Annotated in this window: 18 protein-coding genes; 3 read left to right on the forward strand and 15 right to left on the reverse strand. The window is 37.2% G+C overall.

Annotated elements, in window-relative coordinates; translation table 11 throughout:
- The first annotated feature begins 79 nt into the window (after positions 1-79).
- Positions 80-937, forward strand: a complete 858-nt coding sequence (locus tag BCR24_RS12080) for a pyruvate, water dikinase regulatory protein (RefSeq protein ID WP_069640775.1) — start codon at positions 80-82, stop codon at positions 935-937.
- A 59-nt stretch (positions 938-996) separates the two neighbouring features.
- On the opposite strand, the gene thrB is transcribed toward BCR24_RS12080, so the two are convergent.
- The 8 genes from thrB to BCR24_RS12120 all read right to left on the reverse strand — a co-directional run bounded on the left by thrB (position 997) and on the right by BCR24_RS12120 (position 9,643).
- Positions 997-1,860 (reverse strand): homoserine kinase, encoded by an 864-nt coding sequence (gene thrB, locus BCR24_RS12085; protein WP_069640776.1) that lies wholly within the window; start codon positions 1,858-1,860, stop codon positions 997-999.
- Positions 1,857-2,915 carry a threonine synthase gene (thrC, locus tag BCR24_RS12090; RefSeq protein ID WP_069640777.1) on the reverse strand — a complete coding sequence of 353 codons (1,059 nt, stop codon included), beginning with the start codon at positions 2,913-2,915 and terminating at the stop codon, positions 1,857-1,859. Before thrC ends, thrB begins: the two co-directional genes overlap by 4 nt.
- A gap of 4 nt (positions 2,916-2,919) precedes the next feature.
- Positions 2,920-4,209 carry a homoserine dehydrogenase gene (locus BCR24_RS12095; RefSeq protein WP_069640778.1) on the reverse strand — a complete coding sequence of 430 codons (1,290 nt, stop codon included), beginning with the start codon at positions 4,207-4,209 and terminating at the stop codon, positions 2,920-2,922.
- Positions 4,210-4,343: 134 nt separating this feature from the next.
- Positions 4,344-4,631 (reverse strand): ArsR/SmtB family transcription factor, encoded by a 288-nt coding sequence (locus BCR24_RS12100; RefSeq protein ID WP_069640779.1) that lies wholly within the window; start codon positions 4,629-4,631, stop codon positions 4,344-4,346.
- 138 nt (positions 4,632-4,769) lie between these two features.
- Positions 4,770-5,546 (reverse strand): pyrroline-5-carboxylate reductase, encoded by a 777-nt coding sequence (gene proC / locus BCR24_RS12105; RefSeq protein ID WP_069640780.1) that lies wholly within the window; start codon positions 5,544-5,546, stop codon positions 4,770-4,772.
- A 76-nt stretch (positions 5,547-5,622) separates the two neighbouring features.
- On the reverse strand, positions 5,623-7,347 hold the full coding sequence (locus BCR24_RS12110) for a phospho-sugar mutase (protein ID WP_069640781.1): 1,725 nt from the start codon (positions 7,345-7,347) through the stop codon (positions 5,623-5,625).
- A 98-nt stretch (positions 7,348-7,445) separates the two neighbouring features.
- Positions 7,446-8,171, reverse strand: a complete 726-nt coding sequence (locus BCR24_RS12115; RefSeq protein ID WP_069640782.1) for a nitroreductase family protein — start codon at positions 8,169-8,171, stop codon at positions 7,446-7,448.
- Between the two features lie 29 nt (positions 8,172-8,200).
- A complete protein-coding gene (locus BCR24_RS12120; RefSeq protein ID WP_069640783.1) occupies positions 8,201-9,643 on the reverse strand; it encodes an aminotransferase-like domain-containing protein in 1,443 nt (480 codons plus the stop codon).
- A gap of 284 nt (positions 9,644-9,927) precedes the next feature.
- On the opposite strand from BCR24_RS12120, the gene thiD reads away from it, so the two are divergent.
- Together thiD and BCR24_RS12130 are read left to right on the forward strand one after the other, a co-directional pair.
- Positions 9,928-10,752, forward strand: coding sequence for a bifunctional hydroxymethylpyrimidine kinase/phosphomethylpyrimidine kinase (gene thiD, locus BCR24_RS12125; protein WP_069640784.1), 825 nt, complete (start codon positions 9,928-9,930; stop codon positions 10,750-10,752).
- Between the two features lie 11 nt (positions 10,753-10,763).
- Positions 10,764-11,312 carry an ECF transporter S component gene (locus BCR24_RS12130; protein ID WP_069640785.1) on the forward strand — a complete coding sequence of 183 codons (549 nt, stop codon included), beginning with the start codon at positions 10,764-10,766 and terminating at the stop codon, positions 11,310-11,312.
- A 59-nt stretch (positions 11,313-11,371) separates the two neighbouring features.
- On the opposite strand, the gene BCR24_RS12135 is transcribed toward BCR24_RS12130, so the two are convergent.
- From BCR24_RS12135 to BCR24_RS12165, 7 genes are all read right to left on the reverse strand, one after another.
- A complete protein-coding gene (locus BCR24_RS12135; protein ID WP_069640786.1) occupies positions 11,372-12,355 on the reverse strand; it encodes a permease prefix domain 1-containing protein in 984 nt (327 codons plus the stop codon).
- On the reverse strand, positions 12,355-12,684 hold the full coding sequence (locus BCR24_RS12140; RefSeq protein WP_069640787.1) for a PadR family transcriptional regulator: 330 nt from the start codon (positions 12,682-12,684) through the stop codon (positions 12,355-12,357). The genes BCR24_RS12135 and BCR24_RS12140 overlap by 1 nt, the downstream gene beginning before the upstream one ends.
- Positions 12,685-13,065: 381 nt before the next feature.
- Complete coding sequence (gene guaC / locus BCR24_RS12145; protein ID WP_069640788.1) at positions 13,066-14,043, reverse strand: GMP reductase; 978 nt, start codon at positions 14,041-14,043, stop codon at positions 13,066-13,068.
- Between the two features lie 165 nt (positions 14,044-14,208).
- Positions 14,209-15,585: a uracil-xanthine permease family protein gene (locus BCR24_RS12150; protein ID WP_069640789.1), complete on the reverse strand. Its 1,377-nt coding sequence runs from the start codon at positions 15,583-15,585 to the stop codon at positions 14,209-14,211.
- Between the two features lies 1 nt (position 15,586).
- Positions 15,587-16,963: a guanine deaminase gene (gene guaD / locus BCR24_RS12155; protein ID WP_100630360.1), complete on the reverse strand. Its 1,377-nt coding sequence runs from the start codon at positions 16,961-16,963 to the stop codon at positions 15,587-15,589.
- Positions 16,964-17,161: 198 nt separating this feature from the next.
- Complete coding sequence (locus BCR24_RS12160; protein WP_069640791.1) at positions 17,162-19,729, reverse strand: DEAD/DEAH box helicase family protein; 2,568 nt, start codon at positions 19,727-19,729, stop codon at positions 17,162-17,164.
- Positions 19,730-19,739: 10 nt separating this feature from the next.
- Complete coding sequence (locus BCR24_RS12165; protein WP_069640792.1) at positions 19,740-20,099, reverse strand: hypothetical protein; 360 nt, start codon at positions 20,097-20,099, stop codon at positions 19,740-19,742.
- Between the last annotated feature and the right edge of the window lie 52 nt (positions 20,100-20,151).

Below are 20,151 nucleotides of genomic sequence, written 5' to 3' on the forward strand. Positions count from 1 at the left end.
AAATCAGAATCATTACGAATAAGATCGATGAAGATATGGTATAATAAGTAGATAAAAAAAGCAAGAGAGGAATCACTTTATGACAACTAATGAGCAAAAAAAATGTGTAACGATCTTTGTTATATCAGATTCAGCAGGAGAAACAGCTTCAAAACTAGCCGCAGCTTCGATGGCGCAATATCCCACCGTAGATTTTTCATTATTTAGACGAACCTTTGCTAAAGAGGAAGATAAGTTAAGAAAAGCACTCGAAGATGCAAAACGTGAAAACGCCATGGTTTTACATACTATCGTCAATGAACGGTTAGTAAAAATCGCAAATGATTTTTTTGATGAGCACGATTTATATCACTTCGATATATTAACACCACCTGTTGCAGAGATTGAACGATTGACTGGAATTGCACCTACTAGAGAACCTGGGGCACTCCATCACTTGAATGAAAATTACTTTAAACGAATCGAAGCAATGGAATTTGCTGTAAAATATGATGATGGAAAAGACCCTAGAGGATTTTTGGAAGCGGATGTTCTTTTGCTCGGTGTTTCAAGAACTTCAAAAACGCCTCTTAGTTTGTTTTTAGCCAACAAAAATTTGAAGGTTGCAAATTTACCTTTGATTCCAGAAGCACATTTACCAAAGCAACTATGGGAAACAAACCCTAAAAAAATCGTCGGCTTAACGAATGATCCTGACATCTTGAATGGTATCCGCAAGGAACGAATGAGAACTTACGGATTGCCAGCTGATACATCGTATTCAGACATTGAGAAAATTAGAAAAGAATTAGCTTTCGCAAGTGATTTATATACAAAACTAGGATGTGTTGTCATCAATGTTGCTTCCTTGTCTATTGAAGAAACTGCTTCAATGATTTTAAATGCCTTAAACTTAGAAGACCACAGCTATTATGCTACTGAGTCACCTGAAGCTTAAAAATAAAAAAACTAAAAGTGTTGAGATAATCATTCTCATTACTTTTAGTTTTTTATTCTTTAAAAGACTTGAATGCCTTCTTGATCGATCGATAACACGTGAATCGTTGCAGAAATAGATAATTTTCCTAATTTGCGAACCATTTCATCCGTCTTTTCTTCTGGTGACAAAATTAAAACAGTTGGTCCCGCACCACTCAAGAATGCTCCATACAAGCCCATTTCATGACTGAGCAAACGAATTTGTTCCAAGTGAGGAACTAGATTTTTGCGATATGCTTCGTGCCAACGATCCTTTTCCATCATCCGTCCAGCTAGCGGTAAATTGCCGTTTAAGATTGCCGCAATCATAACATTTGCAATCGAGCTTGCTTGTACTGCTTCTTTATAAGGAATCGAAGTTGGTAAAACGCTACGACTCTCACTAGTCAAAAGTTGCATATCTGGGATAAAAGCTATTACATCACACATAGGAAAATGGTGTTTCACTGAATGAACTTCTCCATCAACATAGCTTGCAACAACGAAATCTCCGCATATAGCAGGCGCTACATTATCTGGATGTCCCTCCATCTCAGTTGCGATTTGCACTTTGTCTTTTTGGGATAAATTCAGATTTCCTAAACGATTGGCTAATTCAATACCACCAACGATTACACTGGAACTACTGCCTAATCCTCTAGCCAAAGGGATATCTGAGGTCATTTTCAACACTTTTGGTGAGAGATCAGGCGCTACTTTAAGAGCAGTCTGAATAAGTAAATTTGTTGCATCGCTTGGAATATCTGAGCCTAAAGAATGAATGATTTTCCATTCTGCAGCATTTTCTAGTACTTCTATGCTCAAATATTGCGACAAGGCTATGCCACATGAGTCAAAACCCGGACCTAAATTTGCACTGGTAGCGGGAATCCTTATTTTCATAGTTCTGACACTCCATTACGTAAATGGATCCGCATTTCTTCTAAATCACTCATTTTAGATATTTTTACATCTGTTGCATTAATTGCTGTATCAGGATCTTTCAATCCATTACCAGTGAAAACAGCTACTACCGTTTCACCTTGTTTGATTTTACCGCTTTTGACATGTTGAATGATACCAGCTAAGGAAGCCGCTGATCCAGGTTCAACAAAAACCCCGTCTTGTGCTGCTACTTTGCGATACGCATTTAATATTTCTTCATCAGTTACAGAGTCAATATATCCATTTGACTCGTCTCGTGCTGCTTCTGCTAACTTCCAGCTAGCTGGGTTTCCGATCCGAATAGCTGTTGCAATTGTTTCAGGCTGTTCAATCACTTCACCTTTTACGATTGCCGCAGCGCCTTCCGCTTCAAAGCCATGCATTCTAGGTAAAAGTGTTCCTTTCTTATCGTGCCATTCTTTAAAGCCTTTCCAATAAGCAGAAATGTTTCCAGCATTTCCTACTGGAATCGCTAGGACATCTGGCGCTTTCCCAAGTTGCTCGCATACCTCAAAAGCAGCTGTTTTTTGCCCTTCTAAGCGATAGGGATTTACGGAATTTACTAATGCTACGGCTTCTGTTTTAGCAATATCACGAACAGCTTTCAAGGCTTCATCAAAATTCCCAGGAATTGAAATGATATCTGCTCCGTAAATAATAGCTTGCGCTAACTTACCCATTGCGATTTTGCCATCAGGAATAACAACATAGGCCTTAACACCTGCTCTTGTAGCATAGGCCGCAGCTGCAGCACTCGTATTACCAGTTGAAGCGCAAACGATCGCTTTTGCGCCTTCTTCTACTGCTTTAGCTACAGCCATGACCATTCCACGATCTTTAAATGAACCAGTAGGATTCAATCCTTCATATTTTCCATATAAATTGATCCCCAACTCTTTTGATAGGCTGTGTAGCGGGATTAAGGGGGTGTTCCCTTCTGCCAGTGAAATCATCGGTGTTTGGTCAGTGATTGGTAAATACTCTCGATATTGTTTTAGTAGTCCTTCATACATAGATTTAGTCCTCCAATACTTTAAATGTGTTTAATAGTTCGAATTCATCGGTCGATTCGATTTTTTTGGTTACTTGCTTCATTTGGTGTTTGGTGATCATGTGGGTAATTGCGACGATTCTAGCTCTCGTTCCATCAGATTTTTGCTGAACTAATTGATCGAAGCTGACGTCTGCTTCTGTCATTATTTGCGTTAGTTTTAAAATTTGACCATGTCGATCTGGTACTTCGATCGAGAAATAATATTTCCCAGAAATCGTCTCGTCTTCTGCTAGCTTCGTATCATGTTGATATGCATTGAACATGTGTCCCGTTGTTCCTAAACGAATATTTTTAGCAATTGTGATCAAATCACTAACCACACTCGTTGCAGTTGGCTTAGCTCCTGCACCTGGACCGTAATACATCGACTCTCCTACACCTGAACTTTCAATGAAAACAGCATTAAATTCATTACGAACTGAAGCAATCGGGTGAGATTTTGCCACAAGCATTGGTCCCACTTCGACAGCAATACTGCCATTTTGATTTTCAGAAGAGCCAATCAGTTTCACTTCATAACCTAACTGAGCAGCCATTTCAACATCATCCAACGATAATCCACGAATCCCACGTGTATCTACTTGGTCTAACCGAATATTCATACCAAATGCAAACTGGCTTAAAATAACCATTTTGTAAGCCGCATCGATACCATCCACATCATTAGTTGGATCAGATTCAGCAAATCCTAAGTCTTGCGCTTCTTTCAAAGCCTGATCGTAAGATTTCTTCTCAGAAACCATTTGAGTCAGCATATAGTTAGTCGTGCCATTCACGATCCCTAAAACTTTCTGAATGTTATCTGCTGCTAAACTATTTGCAATCGTCCGCAAAATGGGGATACCACCCGCAACACTTGCCTCATAATATAGATCACAATGATTTTTTTGAGCTAATGCAACTAGTTCACTACCATGCTGTGCCAAGAGATCTTTATTTGCTGTTACAATATGTTTACCATTTTCTAGTGCTTTGGTAATGAAGGTTTTTGCTGGTTCGACTTTTCCTATTAATTCTACAATAATTTTGATTTCATCATCATTGATAATATCTTCAATATTGGTCGTGAGTTGAATATCAAACTTCTCAGCTAAGCGTCTTTTTTCTGCTTCATCACGTACTAATGCTTTTGAAATGATGATTTCCATCCCTGTCACTTGAGAAATTTTTTCTTGATGTTCTTGTAAAATTGTCGGTACACCTGATCCGACTGTACCCAGTCCAAGTAAACCAATCTTTAGTTTTTCCTTCATTCTTCTTCCTCCAACTATAAAATTAGAAACATTTCATTTTTCTCTAATAAAACATGTTTCTAGTATAACGAACTGTCGAAAAAAAAACTACCCTTTTCTGTGAATTTCCCAGAGGAACCATAGAAAAAGGTGAATTATTGGTGTTTGATATGTTCGAACGTTTGATTAAGGATATCAATAACATGATGATCATCCAATGTGTAATAAATTGTTTTACCCTCGCGTCGTGATCTCACTACATGACTGTCACGCAATAACTTTAATTGGTGGGAAACAGCTGATTGTTCCATTGTAAGTTTTTCTCCTATTGCAGTTACATTTAATTCTCCTTTTTTTAATAACAGTAAAATACGCAATCTTGTTGGATCACTCAACACTTTATATAACTGGCTAACTTTTTGAATCTCATCCATTTCTTTCATCGCTGAGCTCCCTTTCCATTGTTCCTCTTGCTTATTATAGCAAATTTTTTTTAAAAATGAATCATTTCTTTCATTAAAATTAAAGAAAGAACGACTAGGAGATAAAAGCGTTCCCTACTCGTCTTTCCGTCATTTTAATTAACTATTGGCTTGGTTAACAGCATCGATCACAGCATATCTAAAACCATTTTTCTCTAAAGCTGCAACACCTTTGATTGTGCTGCCTCCTGGTGATGTTACACCATCTTTTAGTTCTCCTGGGTGTTTTTGTGTTTCAAGTGCTAACGTTGCAGATCCTAGCATCATCTGTGCGATCACCTCATAAGAAAGAGCACGAGGCATCCCTTGTGACACAGCACCATCAGCTAATGCTTCCATAAATATATCAACAAATGCAGGACTACACCCTGCAACAGTTCCAAACGTTCCAAGAATATGTTCATTGACCTCTTTTACTTTTCCTAATGATTCTAAAACGTTCAGAGCGTCCGCTTTTAACGCACCCGGCATATCATTGGCGAAAACCGCTCCAATCATACCAGCGTTAACACTTACAGGAGTATTTGGAATAGCATGAACCACATGGATTTCTTCACCTAACACAGCTTGTGCTTCTTCTACTGTATGTCCTGTTGCAACGGAGATAAGAATTGTATTTTTTGCCATAAAAGGAGCTGCTTGTTTTAAAATTTCTAAAACAATTTTGGCTCCTGTAGCAATAAAAATAACCTGACACTCTTTTAATGAAGTGTAGTCTTTGATCAATCGAAACCCCAATTTTTCTTGCAGAGCCTCAGCTGTACCGCTCGAACCACCTTTTACAAATAAGTTCTCTGGGGCTACTGTGTTAGCCTTTAAAAGTCCTTCGATCATTGCACTGCCCATATGCCCTGCTCCGATAAATCCAATATTCATAGTATCACTCCTTATGATTTTCGCAAACGAAGGGACTGAAATAAACTTTTTATTTAGTTTTCAGCCCCAGGTATTGCTATTCAGTTAATGCATTAATTGCTCGTTCAAAATTTTTAATTTTTTGGTCTGCTTCATTTTGTGAAACAGCCTTAGTTGCTAAATAGAACTTGATTTTTGGTTCTGTTCCAGATGGACGGATTGCAATCCAGCTGCCATCTTCCAAGAAGTATTTTAATACATCTGCAGGTGGTGTCGTTAAAGCTTCGACTTCCTTTTCAGCGGATGTTCTCGTTTGTTCTTTGAAATCTTCTGTTTGTATTACTTTGAAACCAGCAAATGATGTTGGTGCTTCTTCACGGAATTTTTTCATTAATGCTTTAATCTTTTCACTGCCTTCGATCCCACTTAATGTCACTGAAATCGTCTTTTCTTCAAAATAGCCGTACTCTTCAAAAATACCTTGTAGACCATCATATAAAGTTTTCCCTTGTTTCTTGTAGAAAGCTGCAACTTCTGCTAACAAAACAAGTGCTTGGATTGCATCTTTATCACGAACAAAGGACTTAACTAAATAGCCATAACTTTCTTCAAAACCAAACATAAATGTTTGAGAATGATCTTCTTCATATTGCTCGATTTTTTCAGCAATGAATTTAAATCCAGTTAAGACATCAACCATTTTGGTATTGTATTTAGTTGTGATTGCTGTAGCTAATTCACTGGACACGATTGATTTCAAGACAACTGCATTTTCAGGTAAGGTTCCTGCTTGCTTGTGTGCTTCTAAAATGTATTGGATCATGATTGACCCCAATTGATTACCCGTTAATACTTGATAAGTACCATTTGGTAAACGCACAGCCGCACCTAGACGATCTGCATCAGGATCAGTTGCGATCAATAAATCGGCTCCTTCTTTTTCGCCTAAACGAATCGCATATTCAAATGCAGAATGCTCTTCCGGGTTAGGAGACTTAACCGTTGTAAAGTCAGGATCAGGAATTGCTTGTTCTGGAACTAAAATAAATTTCTCAAAGCCCGCCTGTTTTAATGCTTTTTCACCTAGCATTTTGCCTGTGCCATGGAGTGGTGTATAAACTAGTTTTAATTCTTTACCCATTTCATTGATCAATTCTTGGTTGATAGTAACCGATCGAATTTCTTTCAAATATGCATCATCGACCTCTGCTCCAATGATTGTAATCAAATCACTAGATTTTGCTTGATCATCTGCTAAAACTTCAACTTTCAATGGGTTCTCAACTTCTCGCACAAATCGTGTCAAAGCATCTGCATCCGCCGGTGGCATTTGTCCGCCATCTGCGCCATATACTTTGTAACCATTGTACGCAGCCGGATTGTGGGATGCTGTGATCATAATCCCTGAAAATGCATTCAAATAGCGAACTGCAAATGATAGTTCTGGTGTTGGCCGTAAACTTTCAAAGACAAATGCTGGAATGCCATGCTGTGCTAACGTTTTAGCAGCCTCCATGGCAAATTCTGGTGACATGTGGCGAGAATCATAAGCAATCGCAACACCACGTTTTTTAGTATCCGCTCCTTCAGCATCCATGAAACGTGCTAAGCCTTCTGTTGCTTGGCGAATCGTAAAAATATTCATACGATTGATCCCCGCACCTAAGATACCACGCATTCCAGCAGTACCAAACTCTAGCGGCGCATAAAAAGCATCTTCACATTTCGCTGGATCTTCTTTGAGATCGTTTAATTCTTTTTTTAAATTTTCTGGTATATTTTCTTCATTTATCCACTGTTCATAGACTTGTTCCCAAGACATGTTCGCACCTCTTTTATCATTTGTTTTCTTACCCACTAGTAAGTATATCATTCCAAAGCTTTTGAGGAAAGTAATCCCTCAAATAAAGCCATGGGTATTTATTTTAATAGGTTTTGGTATCGCAATAACTGATCAGTAAGCATGGTTGGTTCAGTTGCAAAGTAATCAGCAAACTTTTGGCTCCAACGTTTTGTTTCCCTCGCTTCGCCAAACATATCCATTATTTTATTATATTGTTCAATCACCGTGTACTCATACGGCAAATATCTATCATAGTGAACAACAGCAGCTTCTGGTAAGCGTGGCTTGACCTTCATCTCAACGATTGGTTTTCCAATACTCAACCCAAATAAAGGGAATGTACTATCAGGTAACCCTAGTAATTGACTGATCTCTTGACCATGCTTGCGAATACTACCAACAACGACTGTCCCTAATCCCAAACTTTCTGCAGCAATCACAGCATTTTCAAGCGCTAAAGCGGCATCTGTTGTGGCTAACAGGATTGGTTCGATACTTTCGTTAATTGGATAAACACTGCCATGAGCTTCACTAACCATTTTCGTCCGATGAAGATCACCAACAAAAAGTAAAAAAGCTGAACTCTTCAACATATGGGGATTTCCAGGATTCCACTCAACGAGCTGTCCACGAATCTGCTCATCTTGGATCACAATAATACTGTAAAATTGCCCATTCATCCAACTTGGTGCTTGTCTAGAAGAATCCAATATCGCTTGTAGGTCTTGCTTTGGCAGAATGTAATTCTCGTCAAAATCGCGATAGCTTCGGCGGTTCTTCAATAGTTCGATTGTTTTGTTCATATTGATCTCCTCCATTTCCTTCTATTTTATCATAGTGTAACAGAATCCAAAGTAATTTTTTTAGTGATCGTCTTCAATTTGGTTTCAAAGTTAGGTATTTGCTCATGATCGATTCTAGAAAAATTAATCCTAATACTGTCTTGTTTTTCACTAAAAAAGAAACTTGGAGCGATCAATAATCCCTCCTGTAAAAAACACGCCCAATCTTTTTGTTTAAGCCTTCCTTGTTTCCATTTTGCCCATATGTAAAAACCACCTTTAGGCATACTTACTTCCCATTCCGGCATCTTAGCGAGTATATCGAACACCGCTTTGCCTCTTTGTTCCAAACATTGTGTTAAGTTTGAAACTTTTTTAGAAAAGTCTTCATCGGTCAGTGCTAAATTTGCTAATAATTGTGGAAAAATACTTAACGAAAAATCCATCATCTTTCTAGCTTCCGCTAATTGTCGAATCACAGTTGTTGGTGCACTTAACCAACCAATTTTTGTCGTAGAACCAAGAATTTTCGAGAGCGAACCAATGTACAAGACATTTTCAGGATCTATTTTTTTTAATGGTTGGATTTGTTCTGAAGGAATGAAGTTTAATTTTGCAAATACGTCATCTTCCAAAATCGGTATTTGATAATTTTGACAAAGTTTTACTAACGCTTTTCGTCGTTTCATCGACATTGTTTTCCCTGTAGGATTTTGAAATGATGGATTAACCATGACCATTTTCACTCGATGTTGACGGATCACTTTTTCAAGTGAGGTCAAATCGATTCCTTCTTGATCCATGTTCACGCCATACAAGCGAATTCCTGCTGCTTGAAAGATGGGCAGAGCATAAAGAAAAGATGGATCTTCGATTGCAACACTATCTCCAGATTGCAACAATACTTGTAAAATCAAAAATAATGCTTGTTGTGCACCAGAAGTGATCAATAAACTTTCAGAAGGCAAGGAAAAACCGGATTCTTTTTCGGCTTTTTGACTAATTGATTGCCGTAAAGGGAAATAACCTAAATCATCTTGCTGTTCTTCTTCTAAAAAATGTTTCCAAGTCAATGGTGGAAATGAAAAGCTTGGGATTAAATCTAGCGGTAGTTCTCCCGTATATAAATCTAGTGTCTCGTCACTTGCTTGTTTGATCATTTGTTCGATTTGTTCCATAAAAGGATCTACCTTTGCAAAAGCATTTTGTTCCAAATAACGCCGCCAATCTGTTCTTGGCGTCGTACTAATTCCCCATTTCCCTTCATTGACCATCGTTCCACTGCCCTGTTTTCTAACGATCCAGCCTAAAGCAACAAGCTCATCTAATGCATGAACAACGGTAGAGCGATTCACTTGAAAGTAATCTGCTAGTTTTCTCTCCGATGGTAAACGTTCTCCTGGAAGAAGCATTCCATTTTTGATGTGAGCTAGAATCAGCTCAATAATACTTACATAAATTGGAACGCCTTTTTCTTTATTTAGTGACCACATATATTCCCTCCTGTTTGCTGATGTTTTCTTTTGGTTAGTTCTTTTGAGCACCTCTGACTTTGCTTGTCTTATACTGCTCAACATCAAATCTCTTCGTTCTTTGTGTTTCAAATATCGGAACAACTCTCGCTTTGCTCGTCTTGTACTGCTCAACATCAAATCTCTTCGTTCTTTGTGTTTCGCAGCAATTGGATGACCTGAAAATAACCCAATTGGCTGTTTTTGTCAACTGATGTTTGTTTTACAATACAGATATCAAAATATTTTTGAATAGAGGTTGGACAATGATTAAAAAAGTATTGACAGTTGCGGGTTCTGATTCAAGTGGGGGTGCGGGGATTCAAGCTGATTTAAAAACTTTTGAAGAATATGGAACTTTTGGGTTTTCTGCTTTGACTAGTATCGTGACGATGGATCCTGATGAGGGTTGGAGTCATTTGGTTACTCCAATTGCGGCTGAATTAGTAGAAAAACAATTGAAAACCATTTTTGCCGGTGGCGCGCTTGATGCGATGAAAACAGGTATGCTTGGTACTATCGAAGCGATTGAAATTACAAGAGCTTATATTGACAAGTTTGCCATGAACAACATTGTGATCGATCCCGTAATGGCTTGTAAAGGAACCAGTGAACTCCTGCAGCCTGAAAATGTCGCTGCAATGACTCGTTTACTTTTATCGAAAGCGACAATTACAACACCTAACTTAGTCGAGGCTGGGATTCTATCAGGCCTTGGAGATTTAACTTCTGTGAATCAAATGAAGGAAGCTGCAAAAAAAATCATAGATTTAGGCCCTAAAAATGTCGTGATCAAAGGTGGCCACCGCTTAAAAGTAGATAAAGCAATCGATCTTTTTTATGATGGAAATAAATTTACCATTTTTGAAGATGAGTTGTTTTCAACTGATTATAATCATGGGGCAGGATGTACTTTCGCAGCAGCTGTAACTGCTGGTCTCGCTAAAGGCTATTCAGTCGTTGAAGCTGTTGCTCTCGCTAAGCAATTTGTATCAGCCGCTATTAAAAACGGTCAAAAAATCAATCCATTTCTCGGTCATGTTTGGCATGGTGCTTATAATCAAGCTGAGAGTCGAATGAACAATAAATAAGGAGTGATTCAATGAATCAGAAAAGTTCAACAAATTCAATTGTTTTCATTGGACTATTTGCAGCTTTAACTGTTTTAGGTACAATGATTAAAATTCCAATGCCGACTGGCGCTTTTGCTCATTTAGGGAATTCAGTTTTATTATTAGCCGTACTTTTGATTGGTTACAAAAAAGGCGCTTTAGCTGGAGGGTTGGGGTTTGCAATTTTTGATGTCTTAAACGGATTTGCTGCTGAGGCTCCTTACTTTATTTTGGAAAGCTTTATTGTTGGTGGAGCGGCAGCCTTAGCAATTTTGTTTTTCCGTCAAAATATTGATACTATTTGGAAAGTTGTAGTGGTCGCTATCGCAACTGGTATTGCTAAAATAGTGATGACTCAATTAAAGAATACTGTCATGGGTCTGCTTGCGGGCGCTGACTTTAACGTAGCTTTTGCAAGTGCTTTATCTAAATTACCAGCAACTCTGATTAATGTTGTTACAACTATTATCATTGTGACACTAGTTTATTTTCCACTAAAAAAAGCAATGACTATTATTTTTTCAAAGCAATCATTTTAACTTTTGATTAAAGAAACTCCGCTCATCTTGGTTATTTTCCAAAATAAGCGGAGCTTTTTTTATTCATCTTTGCTAAAGATACTTTCTAGTATCCAAAAGACGATTCCTGCTATAGGAAAAATCGTCCAGTTTGTTACCCAATTTCCTAAGATAAATCCTTGGACTAAAAAGATTGCCACAACGATTGGCCAATAAATCTTTTCAAGCGCTTGGAACCAAGCTGGTCTCTTACTATCACGCTCAGCTTTTGCTCTAGGACCAGGCTCATCTTCATCAGAAATAAAATAAGTCTGATCGATCATTTTGGTGAAACTTCCCATAATAACACCACCAAAAATGAAGAAGAAAACCCCCAAAGACACTACTGCTAATAAAAAAGCGATACTAAACACTTCGGATGCTTCTGAACGATACAATTCTGAAAACACAATCAGAGGAATCACTGAAAGAATACACAATGCCACTCCAGTAACAATACAAAAGACAAACGATCGCTGAAAAAGTTCTTTTCTTTTTTTCATCTCATTTTTCACTTCTATTAAAATAAATCTGTCGTTGAGTTTTTTATTTTCATTCGACATACTTGTTCCAGCAATAATAAAGAGTGGTACACCAATCGCCGCCCCCAACAATACGAATGGTAATCCAAATATCCCACCTATATTTTCACCATAAAAACCCATTGTTGCAAAAAAAAGTGCAACACCTATCATAATTGCCATAACACCTAACCCTATTTGAGTAGCTCCTTTTCGGCGTTTATTAAGAAAAGCAACTGCCTCATCTACCTTAATCGCATCTATTTCAACTCCTTTTTCATCGATAAATTCTTGTTTTATATTCATTTCATCGACTAACTCATCGATAGATCCAAACTCTGAAATCACTCCACCAATGGCTTCATTTTCAGATTTCCCTTGGCTTTTTAAATCTTCGTATCGATCTTCTGCACTTGCTAATAAATCTTCTTTCAATTGTTTTGTTTGATTCGTTTCAGTTACCCCTAAAAATAAACTATCGATATAATTTTTGATGGTTTTCATTATCTTTCCTCCTTGATAAAACGTTCAACAACTTTTTTCGTAAGTGTCCATTCTGCTATTTTTTCTTTCAAATAAGAATCGCCAGAAGCTGTTATTTTATAATAAGTTCTTTTTTTTCCATGAGTAATCTGACCAGGAAATGATTCGATAAACCCATTTTTTTCTAAACGATTAAAGGCTGAGTATAATGTTGTTTCTTTAATTGAATAATTATTTTCAGAAATCTCTGTGATTCGTTTGGAAATTGCATACCCATAAGAATCACCTTCTTGTAATACAGATAAAATGAACGTATCATTGTAGCCTCTTATTGCATCACTACCGATCATTAAAACACCTCCGATTACTCCATCTAACGTACTACGTCTATCGTTGTAATTATCATACCATGATTACCACGACAGGTAAAGTAAAAATCGAAATAAAAAAAGTCTGAGATATAACTCGTAGAGTTATATCTCAGACTCAAGGGATTCGAATAAACAGTGGAAGCAAAAGCAACTTATTTGGAAACAAGTTGAAATTGTTGCATAACACAACAAGGAATGAGTTGATGTTGCACAGTACCTACTTGGTCACAAAAATTTGGAGAACATCAATTAGAAATCATTCAACATCGATAGTAGAAATTTCATGTTTCTTGTCATTTTAGTAAATTCCCTCTTATTTCTCAGAGTTACTACACTTCTATCCCAGCTTCCTTTTTACAATTAAATTGTATCACCATTAAATATAGAATTCTTAACAATCACATAATCAACTTTGCGAATCGCTTCAAGGTCGCGACCGCCTGCATAAGAAATCGAAGATTGTAAATCCTGTTGCATTTCAACTAGCGTATCCGCTAAGCTACCTTTATGCTGAATCCAAATTTTCTTTCCTTCGACGTTTTTCTTTTCACCTTTTTGAAATTCTGAGGCACTTCCAAAGTATTCTTTATAGACAATGCCATTTTCTACTTTTGTTTCACCAGGCGATTCTTCATGTCCTGCAAATAATGAACCGATCATCACCATTGTGGCACCAAAACGAACTGATTTAGCTACATCTCCTGGTGTTCGAATCCCACCGTCTGCAATAATTGGTTTTCTAGCGGCTTTAGCACACCAACGCAGCGCTGCTAGTTGCCAACCGCCTGTTCCAAAACCAGTTTTTATTTTCGTAATACATACTTTACCCGGGCCGATGCCGACTTTTGTCGCATCTGCTCCAGCATTTTCTAATTCACGGACAGCTTCAGGTGTCCCAACATTTCCAGCAATAACAAAGGTGTCTGGTAACAGTTGTTTTAAATGCTGAATCATATTAATCACAGCATTAGAATGGCCATGTGCAATATCGATTGTTACATAATCTGGTACTAGATTGCGCTCTGCCAGCTCTTCTACAAATCCATACTCGGCTTCTTTTACGCCTACACTGATAGATGTGATCAATCCTTTAGCATTCATCTTTTCAATAAAGGGGATTCTAGCCTTTTCATCAAAACGATGCATGATGTAAAAATACTCATTTTTTGCTAAAAACTCCGCAATGTCTTCATCAATAATCGTCTGCATATTTGCTGGTACGACTGGCATTTTAAAGGTATGCTTCCCTAATTTTACGACCGTATCACATTCAGAACGACTGTTCACGATACATTTATTGGGAATCAACTGGACATCTTCGTAATCAAAAACTTTCATACTTTATTGCCTCCTACTAATTTCTATTAAAACACGCAAAAACATGAACATTAAATGAAAAATAGTTCGTATTTTCGAACACCTATGCTAATTTACACTATTCATTTAGAAAAGTCAAAGGTAAATAACGAAAAAACAGCTAATTATTGTTAATAGTTCGTGTTTTCAACAAGAAATCTTTTTTTTATTTTTTATACTGTATTCATTTTCATTCACTTTCTCGCTAGGAAGCAAGCGATTCAATAGTATGGCCGCAATTGATGCGGTTGCAACAGATGAACTGAATAGATATTGCATAAATTGAGGTAATGATTGAATAAACTCTTTCGGAATCAAGGTTAGAGCTAATGTTAAAATCATCGGAATCGCAATCACATACATTTCCTTTTCACTGATTTCTACATCTTTCATTACTTTGATGCCGCTGATTGAGATAATGCCGCAAACGATAACAAAGACTCCACCAATTACGGGAGCTGGAATAGAAGAGATCAATGTTGATATTTTCCCTGACAAACCAAAAACGATAAACCAAGCACCAGCGGCTACAAATACTTTTTTGCTAGCAACTCCAGTAATGGAAATGATGCCAGCATTTGTTGAATAGCCAGTGACCGGTGTTGTCCCTAGCATCGACGAAATAAGACAACCGATTCCTTCTCCGACAACACCTTTATTAATATTATCATCGGTCAATGGTGTTTCACAAACATTACTGACTGCAAACCAAGTCCCCGTTGTCTCTGCCATTAATACAACATAGATAATCATCATCGTTAAAATAGACGACCAATCAAATGAAAAATGAACATTCACAAACGGTAATTGCGGAACACTGATTAAAGAAGCATTACTAACTTGAGATAAATCAAGAATCCCCATAAATTGTGCTGCTAAACACCCAATAACTAACGCTAAAATAACCGATGAAATTCGAAAAATCCGACCTTTTCCTGGAAAACGTGAACCGATCATCGCGAATAATACAAGGGATGATGCTGCGATCATTGCTAATAAAATATTTTGTCCTAAATCGCCTGAAGCTGAAAAGATATTGTCATTCAATGCAACTGGCATTAGTGATAAACCAACAATAAAAATAATCGTACCTCCAACAACAGGAGGCACAAAAGCTTTGATCAATCGGTTAAAAATACCCGTTACCCCTAAAATAATAACCAAGATTGCACCAATCAAACTGGCGCCTAGAACTGTCGACCAGCCATTGCCGTTTTGATTATTCGCAAAATAAATACCGGCAATTGCACCAATCGGAATAAATGACGGACCTTGTGCCACAGGTAGCTTCATACAAAAATAAGATTGAATGATTGTTGCAATACCTGCTGCTATAAAAGTTGATTGAATCAAGACTGAGGATTCCTTCGTCGTCAAGCCAATAATTGAAGCAATAATAAATGGAACGACATAAACATCCATCGCTAAGACATGTTGAATGCCTAAAAAAAGAGACTGCGCATTTGATAAATCATCATTTGGACCTACTGTTAATTTTGATTTTTCCGCTTGAGTATCAGACATTTTACATTTGCACCTCTAATTCTTTCATAAATTTATCATGGACTTTTCTTCCTTGGACCCAGACTTCAACAATATTATCAGGTCGTGATAAATAGAGGAGTTTTTGAAAAATAGCCATTAACGGTTCTTCTTTTGAAAAAATAGGAAGTTCACTACTATCAATAATTTGGACATCCCAAGCGTAATCAACCGCTAATCTGCCAATGGGTAAACTCAGTGCTTGACCGCCACCGGCTGTGGCGAGATAAAAGGCCTCATTTAAGCTGATTCTAGAGTTTGATACACCACGTTTTTCGCTGCAACATTCTTTATCGACGCCATCTTCCAACATTCTTGATGACATGACAGCTTGCTTGATATTGTCAAACAAGCTTGGAGAGAAGCCACCAGAAATGTCACTGCCTAATCCTATTTCTACTTGATATTGATTTAACAGTTTAGCAATTGGCGTGACTGCATTACCAAAGTAGGCGTTCGAAATAGGGCAATGCGCCACTGCTGTCCCTGTTTCGGCAAATAATTTCATATCTTGATCTGATAGAAAACCACAATGAGCCATAACAGATTTTTCGGTCATCAAACCAAAATCATCTAAGGCAAAAGCATCATTTTTACCAAATCGTTCCCGAACAAAATCGTGTGCCCAATCACTTTCACTACAATGAGATTGGATATGGATGTCATATTTCGCGGCTAACGCGCCCAAGCCTTTTAATGAAGCGTCTGTACAACTTGGAATAAAGCGAGGTGTCACAACTGGATAAACGCCTTGTGGTGTCCGTTTATTTAATTCAATTATTTCTTGAATGAATAACTCTGTTTCTGCAAGCGCTGTGCTCGGGGACTCATCACGATAATATTCAGGATTTTGTTCAGGATCGTCCATTACAACTTTTCCTACTAAACCTCTTTGGCCTTTTTCACTACATATTTCAGCTAATCGTCGGCTTGCTTGCCGATGAACTGTAGCAAAATACATAGCGGTCGTTGTGCCATTTTTTATCAATTGCGAAACTAAATCTGAATAGACTTGCTCCGCAAATACCAAATCAGAAAATTTTGCTTCTAGTGGAAATGTATAGGTATTAAGCCACTCATACAAAGGTAAATCTAATGCCGTTCCTGCTTGCGCCCACTGCGGTGCATGAATATGAAGATCAATAAAACCAGGCAAAATGAATTGTCCTTTTTTAAGATTTTGAAATTGATTCTTCATAGAATAAGCTTGGATCGTTGATTGGTATTCTTCGTCCTCTGGTAATATCACTTTAGCGATTGTTCCGGACTCTGAGATACAAAATAGAGCCTCTTCAAAGATTTCAACATTTTTTGGATCTACACTTGAAAAACCAGTTCCTTTTACAATAAATTTAAACAAAATAACGACTCCTTTCATAACAACTCAAGGACCATTATATATAATAATTCGTATTTAATCTACATTTTTATTAAATAAAATAGAAAAACATTCCGAAATAAATCAAAACACGAACTTTATTCGAAAGAACCCCTTAACCAAAAAGATTTTACCTTTCTGTTCAAGGGGTTGCGTTTAAATAAACCGTATATTAATTTCCTATTGCCAAATGCTCTTTTGGATAATTTTGTTTTGGCTGGCTTCTTTTGATAATTTCACCTCAGAGATTTTTGCCTGTACAAACTGTTTTCTTCCGTTCAGAGTTCTAGAGTAAATCAAATCACCTCGAACGGAAAAATAATGTTCGATCGCTTTTTGATATAATAACGCTGACTTTTTGTTTTTAGCAAAGACTTCTGGAACACTAAAAAAGCCAGCTTTTTGGGTATAGATAAAATAGCGTGGATTTTTTATTTCAGAAAGTGCTTCCGCCATTGCAGTATAAAATAACCGTTCCTCTTGGTAACTCGCTTGTGCTAGATAACAACTACATTCCTTTTCTGATACTGCCATACTTAATCGGTCCAACGCATCTGAAGCAACCATATTAAGTTTTATCATTGTCTCTGTAATACTAAATGCTAATTGACGAACATGTTTTATTTCTTTTTGCCAGGCTTTTTTTCTATTATACTTACTATATGCTTTAGAAACCTTCTTCTGATTTAATGTAAATAAAAGTGCTGCTCCATCAAGTCCTAGTAACATACTGCCTAAAGTTAAATTGAAGTATGCAACGACTAGACTAGCAGTAGTAAAAATCGAAGCGGCAATCCATGGATTTCGTTTTCGTTTAATAGAATTTGGTGCTACTTCAGCTTTCACCACGAAATTCCAGCCTTCAATTGGACCAAGCCGCGATTCTTTCCGAACAATTAGCGGCATAGTTAAATGACTGCCTTTTTTAAGTGCTTGTTGCCAAAATGCTGCGAGATGGCTACGTTGCCCGCTCCAATAAAGCATTTCTTGATTGTATACCGCTATCTCTTTCCCTGAATAAACACTTAACAAATCGAAACGTTCGATACCACTTTCAATGCTTGGATCTGTTTCAAAAGTCAATCCACAGACATAACTCATTCGCTGTATAATTCGATTGACATTAACTTGCTTTGAATAATCAACTCTTGGAATCACAACCGCCAAATGCCAAATATTGGTTGTCTTTCCTTCTTCATTGATTCGCAACCCCCGCCCTCTTAATTGTTGCGTTTGAACAAAGGAAGCAGAGTGATTAGCTAATACCACAGTGTTTATCGCAGGACAATTCCACCCTTCCCCAAGCAAACTGCTTGTTCCAATTAATAATTGAATTGTTTTTTCATTCACTAATTGAGTTAAAATAGTCAAAGCTTCTGACTGTTTTTTCTCATTTGGGTAAACAATAGCATACCCAGAGAAATAAGGGTGTTCGTCTATTTTGATAGAAATTGGTAAAAAATGCTCTTGCAATGTTTTAGGAATAATCAAAAATTCACCACAAATCACTCCCATTGCTATTTCTTCTTTAAAAAACGGCATTAAACTATCAAAGATAGGAATCAATCCATACTCCAATTCACCATTTTTTCCTAATAGGACCTCTTTTTTTATAAAATCTGTTAAGACCAATCCTGATAGCTCTCTGCCTAATTTCTCATACTCACAAAGTAAAATCTGAGAAATCGCAGTCTTCTTTTCAATTGGCGCTTGATTTAGTATATTTTCAGAAAAATCTGGAAATAATTGCAATTGATTTTGAGCTACCCAGCCTTGTGTTTCTAAGTAATTAAAAATTAGTAAATTAGGGGCTTTTTCATATAAGTAAACTAACAAATCACTCATATGCTGTTTTTCAAACGTTGGAAATGAAATTTTTTCGCCTTGTGCTTTCGTTAGCCCAAGCAACAACCAATGTTCGTCGGTCAATTGATAGCCATGTAATTGCAAAAATAATAGCGCACTTAAATAAACCTCAAAGGATTGATAAATAAAGGCTGCTTGATTTTTTGGATCTTGTATAAAGGCTTGTGCTAATAAATAATCTGCTATTTCTACACTGGCTACAATTGCTTCGACCACGTTCGCTTGCTTTTGCAAAAAATTTTCATAACAATTAGTAATCTCACTAGGAGCAGAAACTAGATAGAGGTAATCCTGATGAGGCGCTAGCACTTGCTCTTTAATCATATCAGGAATCGTGATTTCTTCATCGATTGGACCGTTTAACAATTGGTATTGTTGCCATTCCTGCACATTTGCATCATACGGAGGTGTTGCGGTTAGTGAAACAGTCAGTAGTTGCGGTACTGATGCCTTTAACTTTAGTAAAAATTCACCCCAGCTTTTCTTTAAATGATGTGCTTCATCCAGTACTAACACGTCAATTTTTTTTCTTTCCAAAAAACCTATATCGTCAGCTAGCCGACTGTACGCGGTTTGGTATGTTTCAATCGTAATTTCTTTTATTGACTCGATTGAAGTGGATATCTGAATTCTATCAGACTTATTTTTCAAAAAAGCTGTCTGAATCGTATCTGTCCATTGTTGCTTTAATACTAAAGACGGAACTAATATCAACGTTTTCCTATTTAATTGTCGAACTATTTCTATCCCTAAATACGTTTTACCAGAGCCTGGTGGAGCTACTAGATGGATAGATTGGTCCTCTTTATATTTTGGTATTCTAGCAAGCAGCTTTTTTTGATATTCATGCCACTCAATGTTTTCATCTGTTAAAATCGTCATCTTTTGAATCTTAATCCTTTCCCTGACTTGACTGGTCTAAACGATCGATTTTTGCATGAAGTTCCGCAATCGTTTTTTGCATCTCTTCATGCATTGTATCATGTTTTTTATGCAAAGTTGATAGGCTATGGTGAATCAGTGTCCCGCTTCCTGCCGCTAAAGATGCACCTAGAGCACTTAAAACATTGGTATAATTTCCTAAGATTAATTGTACATTCGCAGATGGCTGAACATTTTTTAATGACGGAAGCCACATTGTCAGCACGGCAAAGACTACAAGATAGAAAAAAAGAAATAGATAAATAAAAATGGAGATTTTGCTAGCAAGCAAGGCTGGGATCTGCTCTAAAAACTGATTGATTTTTTTCATTTATGACCAACTCCTTTTCAGAGAGATTCTTACAGAGAATCTCTCTTTATTA

This window comes from Enterococcus ureilyticus, from assembly GCF_001730315.1.
Classification (GTDB): Bacteria; Bacillota; Bacilli; order Lactobacillales; family Enterococcaceae; genus Enterococcus_L; species Enterococcus_L ureilyticus.

Excerpts from the sequence above, each read along its gene's own strand:
- BCR24_RS12140 (WP_069640787.1), bottom strand. The coding sequence starts at position 12,684 with ATGATCGGTAGTGATGCAATAAGAGGCTACAATGATACGTTCATTTTA.
- thiD (WP_069640784.1), top strand. The coding sequence starts at position 9,928 with ATGATTAAAAAAGTATTGACAGTTGCGGGTTCTGATTCAAGTGGGGGT.
- BCR24_RS12115 (WP_069640782.1), bottom strand. The coding sequence starts at position 8,171 with ATGAACAAAACAATCGAACTATTGAAGAACCGCCGAAGCTATCGCGAT.
- BCR24_RS12110 (WP_069640781.1), bottom strand. The coding sequence starts at position 7,347 with ATGTCTTGGGAACAAGTCTATGAACAGTGGATAAATGAAGAAAATATA.
- BCR24_RS12135 (WP_069640786.1), bottom strand. The coding sequence starts at position 12,355 with ATGAAAACCATCAAAAATTATATCGATAGTTTATTTTTAGGGGTAACT.
- BCR24_RS12165 (WP_069640792.1), bottom strand. The coding sequence starts at position 20,099 with ATGAAAAAAATCAATCAGTTTTTAGAGCAGATCCCAGCCTTGCTTGCT.
- BCR24_RS12160 (WP_069640791.1), bottom strand. The coding sequence starts at position 19,729 with ATGACGATTTTAACAGATGAAAACATTGAGTGGCATGAATATCAAAAA.
- guaC (WP_069640788.1), bottom strand. The coding sequence starts at position 14,043 with ATGAAAGTTTTTGATTACGAAGATGTCCAGTTGATTCCCAATAAATGT.
- BCR24_RS12150 (WP_069640789.1), bottom strand. The coding sequence starts at position 15,585 with ATGTCTGATACTCAAGCGGAAAAATCAAAATTAACAGTAGGTCCAAAT.
- BCR24_RS12130 (WP_069640785.1), top strand. The coding sequence starts at position 10,764 with ATGAATCAGAAAAGTTCAACAAATTCAATTGTTTTCATTGGACTATTT.
- BCR24_RS12120 (WP_069640783.1), bottom strand. The coding sequence starts at position 9,643 with ATGTGGTCACTAAATAAAGAAAAAGGCGTTCCAATTTATGTAAGTATT.
- BCR24_RS12100 (WP_069640779.1), bottom strand. The coding sequence starts at position 4,631 with ATGAAAGAAATGGATGAGATTCAAAAAGTTAGCCAGTTATATAAAGTG.
- thrC (WP_069640777.1), bottom strand. The coding sequence starts at position 2,915 with ATGTATGAAGGACTACTAAAACAATATCGAGAGTATTTACCAATCACT.
- BCR24_RS12095 (WP_069640778.1), bottom strand. The coding sequence starts at position 4,209 with ATGAAGGAAAAACTAAAGATTGGTTTACTTGGACTGGGTACAGTCGGA.
- BCR24_RS12080 (WP_069640775.1), top strand. The coding sequence starts at position 80 with ATGACAACTAATGAGCAAAAAAAATGTGTAACGATCTTTGTTATATCA.
- thrB (WP_069640776.1), bottom strand. The coding sequence starts at position 1,860 with ATGAAAATAAGGATTCCCGCTACCAGTGCAAATTTAGGTCCGGGTTTT.
- proC (WP_069640780.1), bottom strand. The coding sequence starts at position 5,546 with ATGAATATTGGATTTATCGGAGCAGGGCATATGGGCAGTGCAATGATC.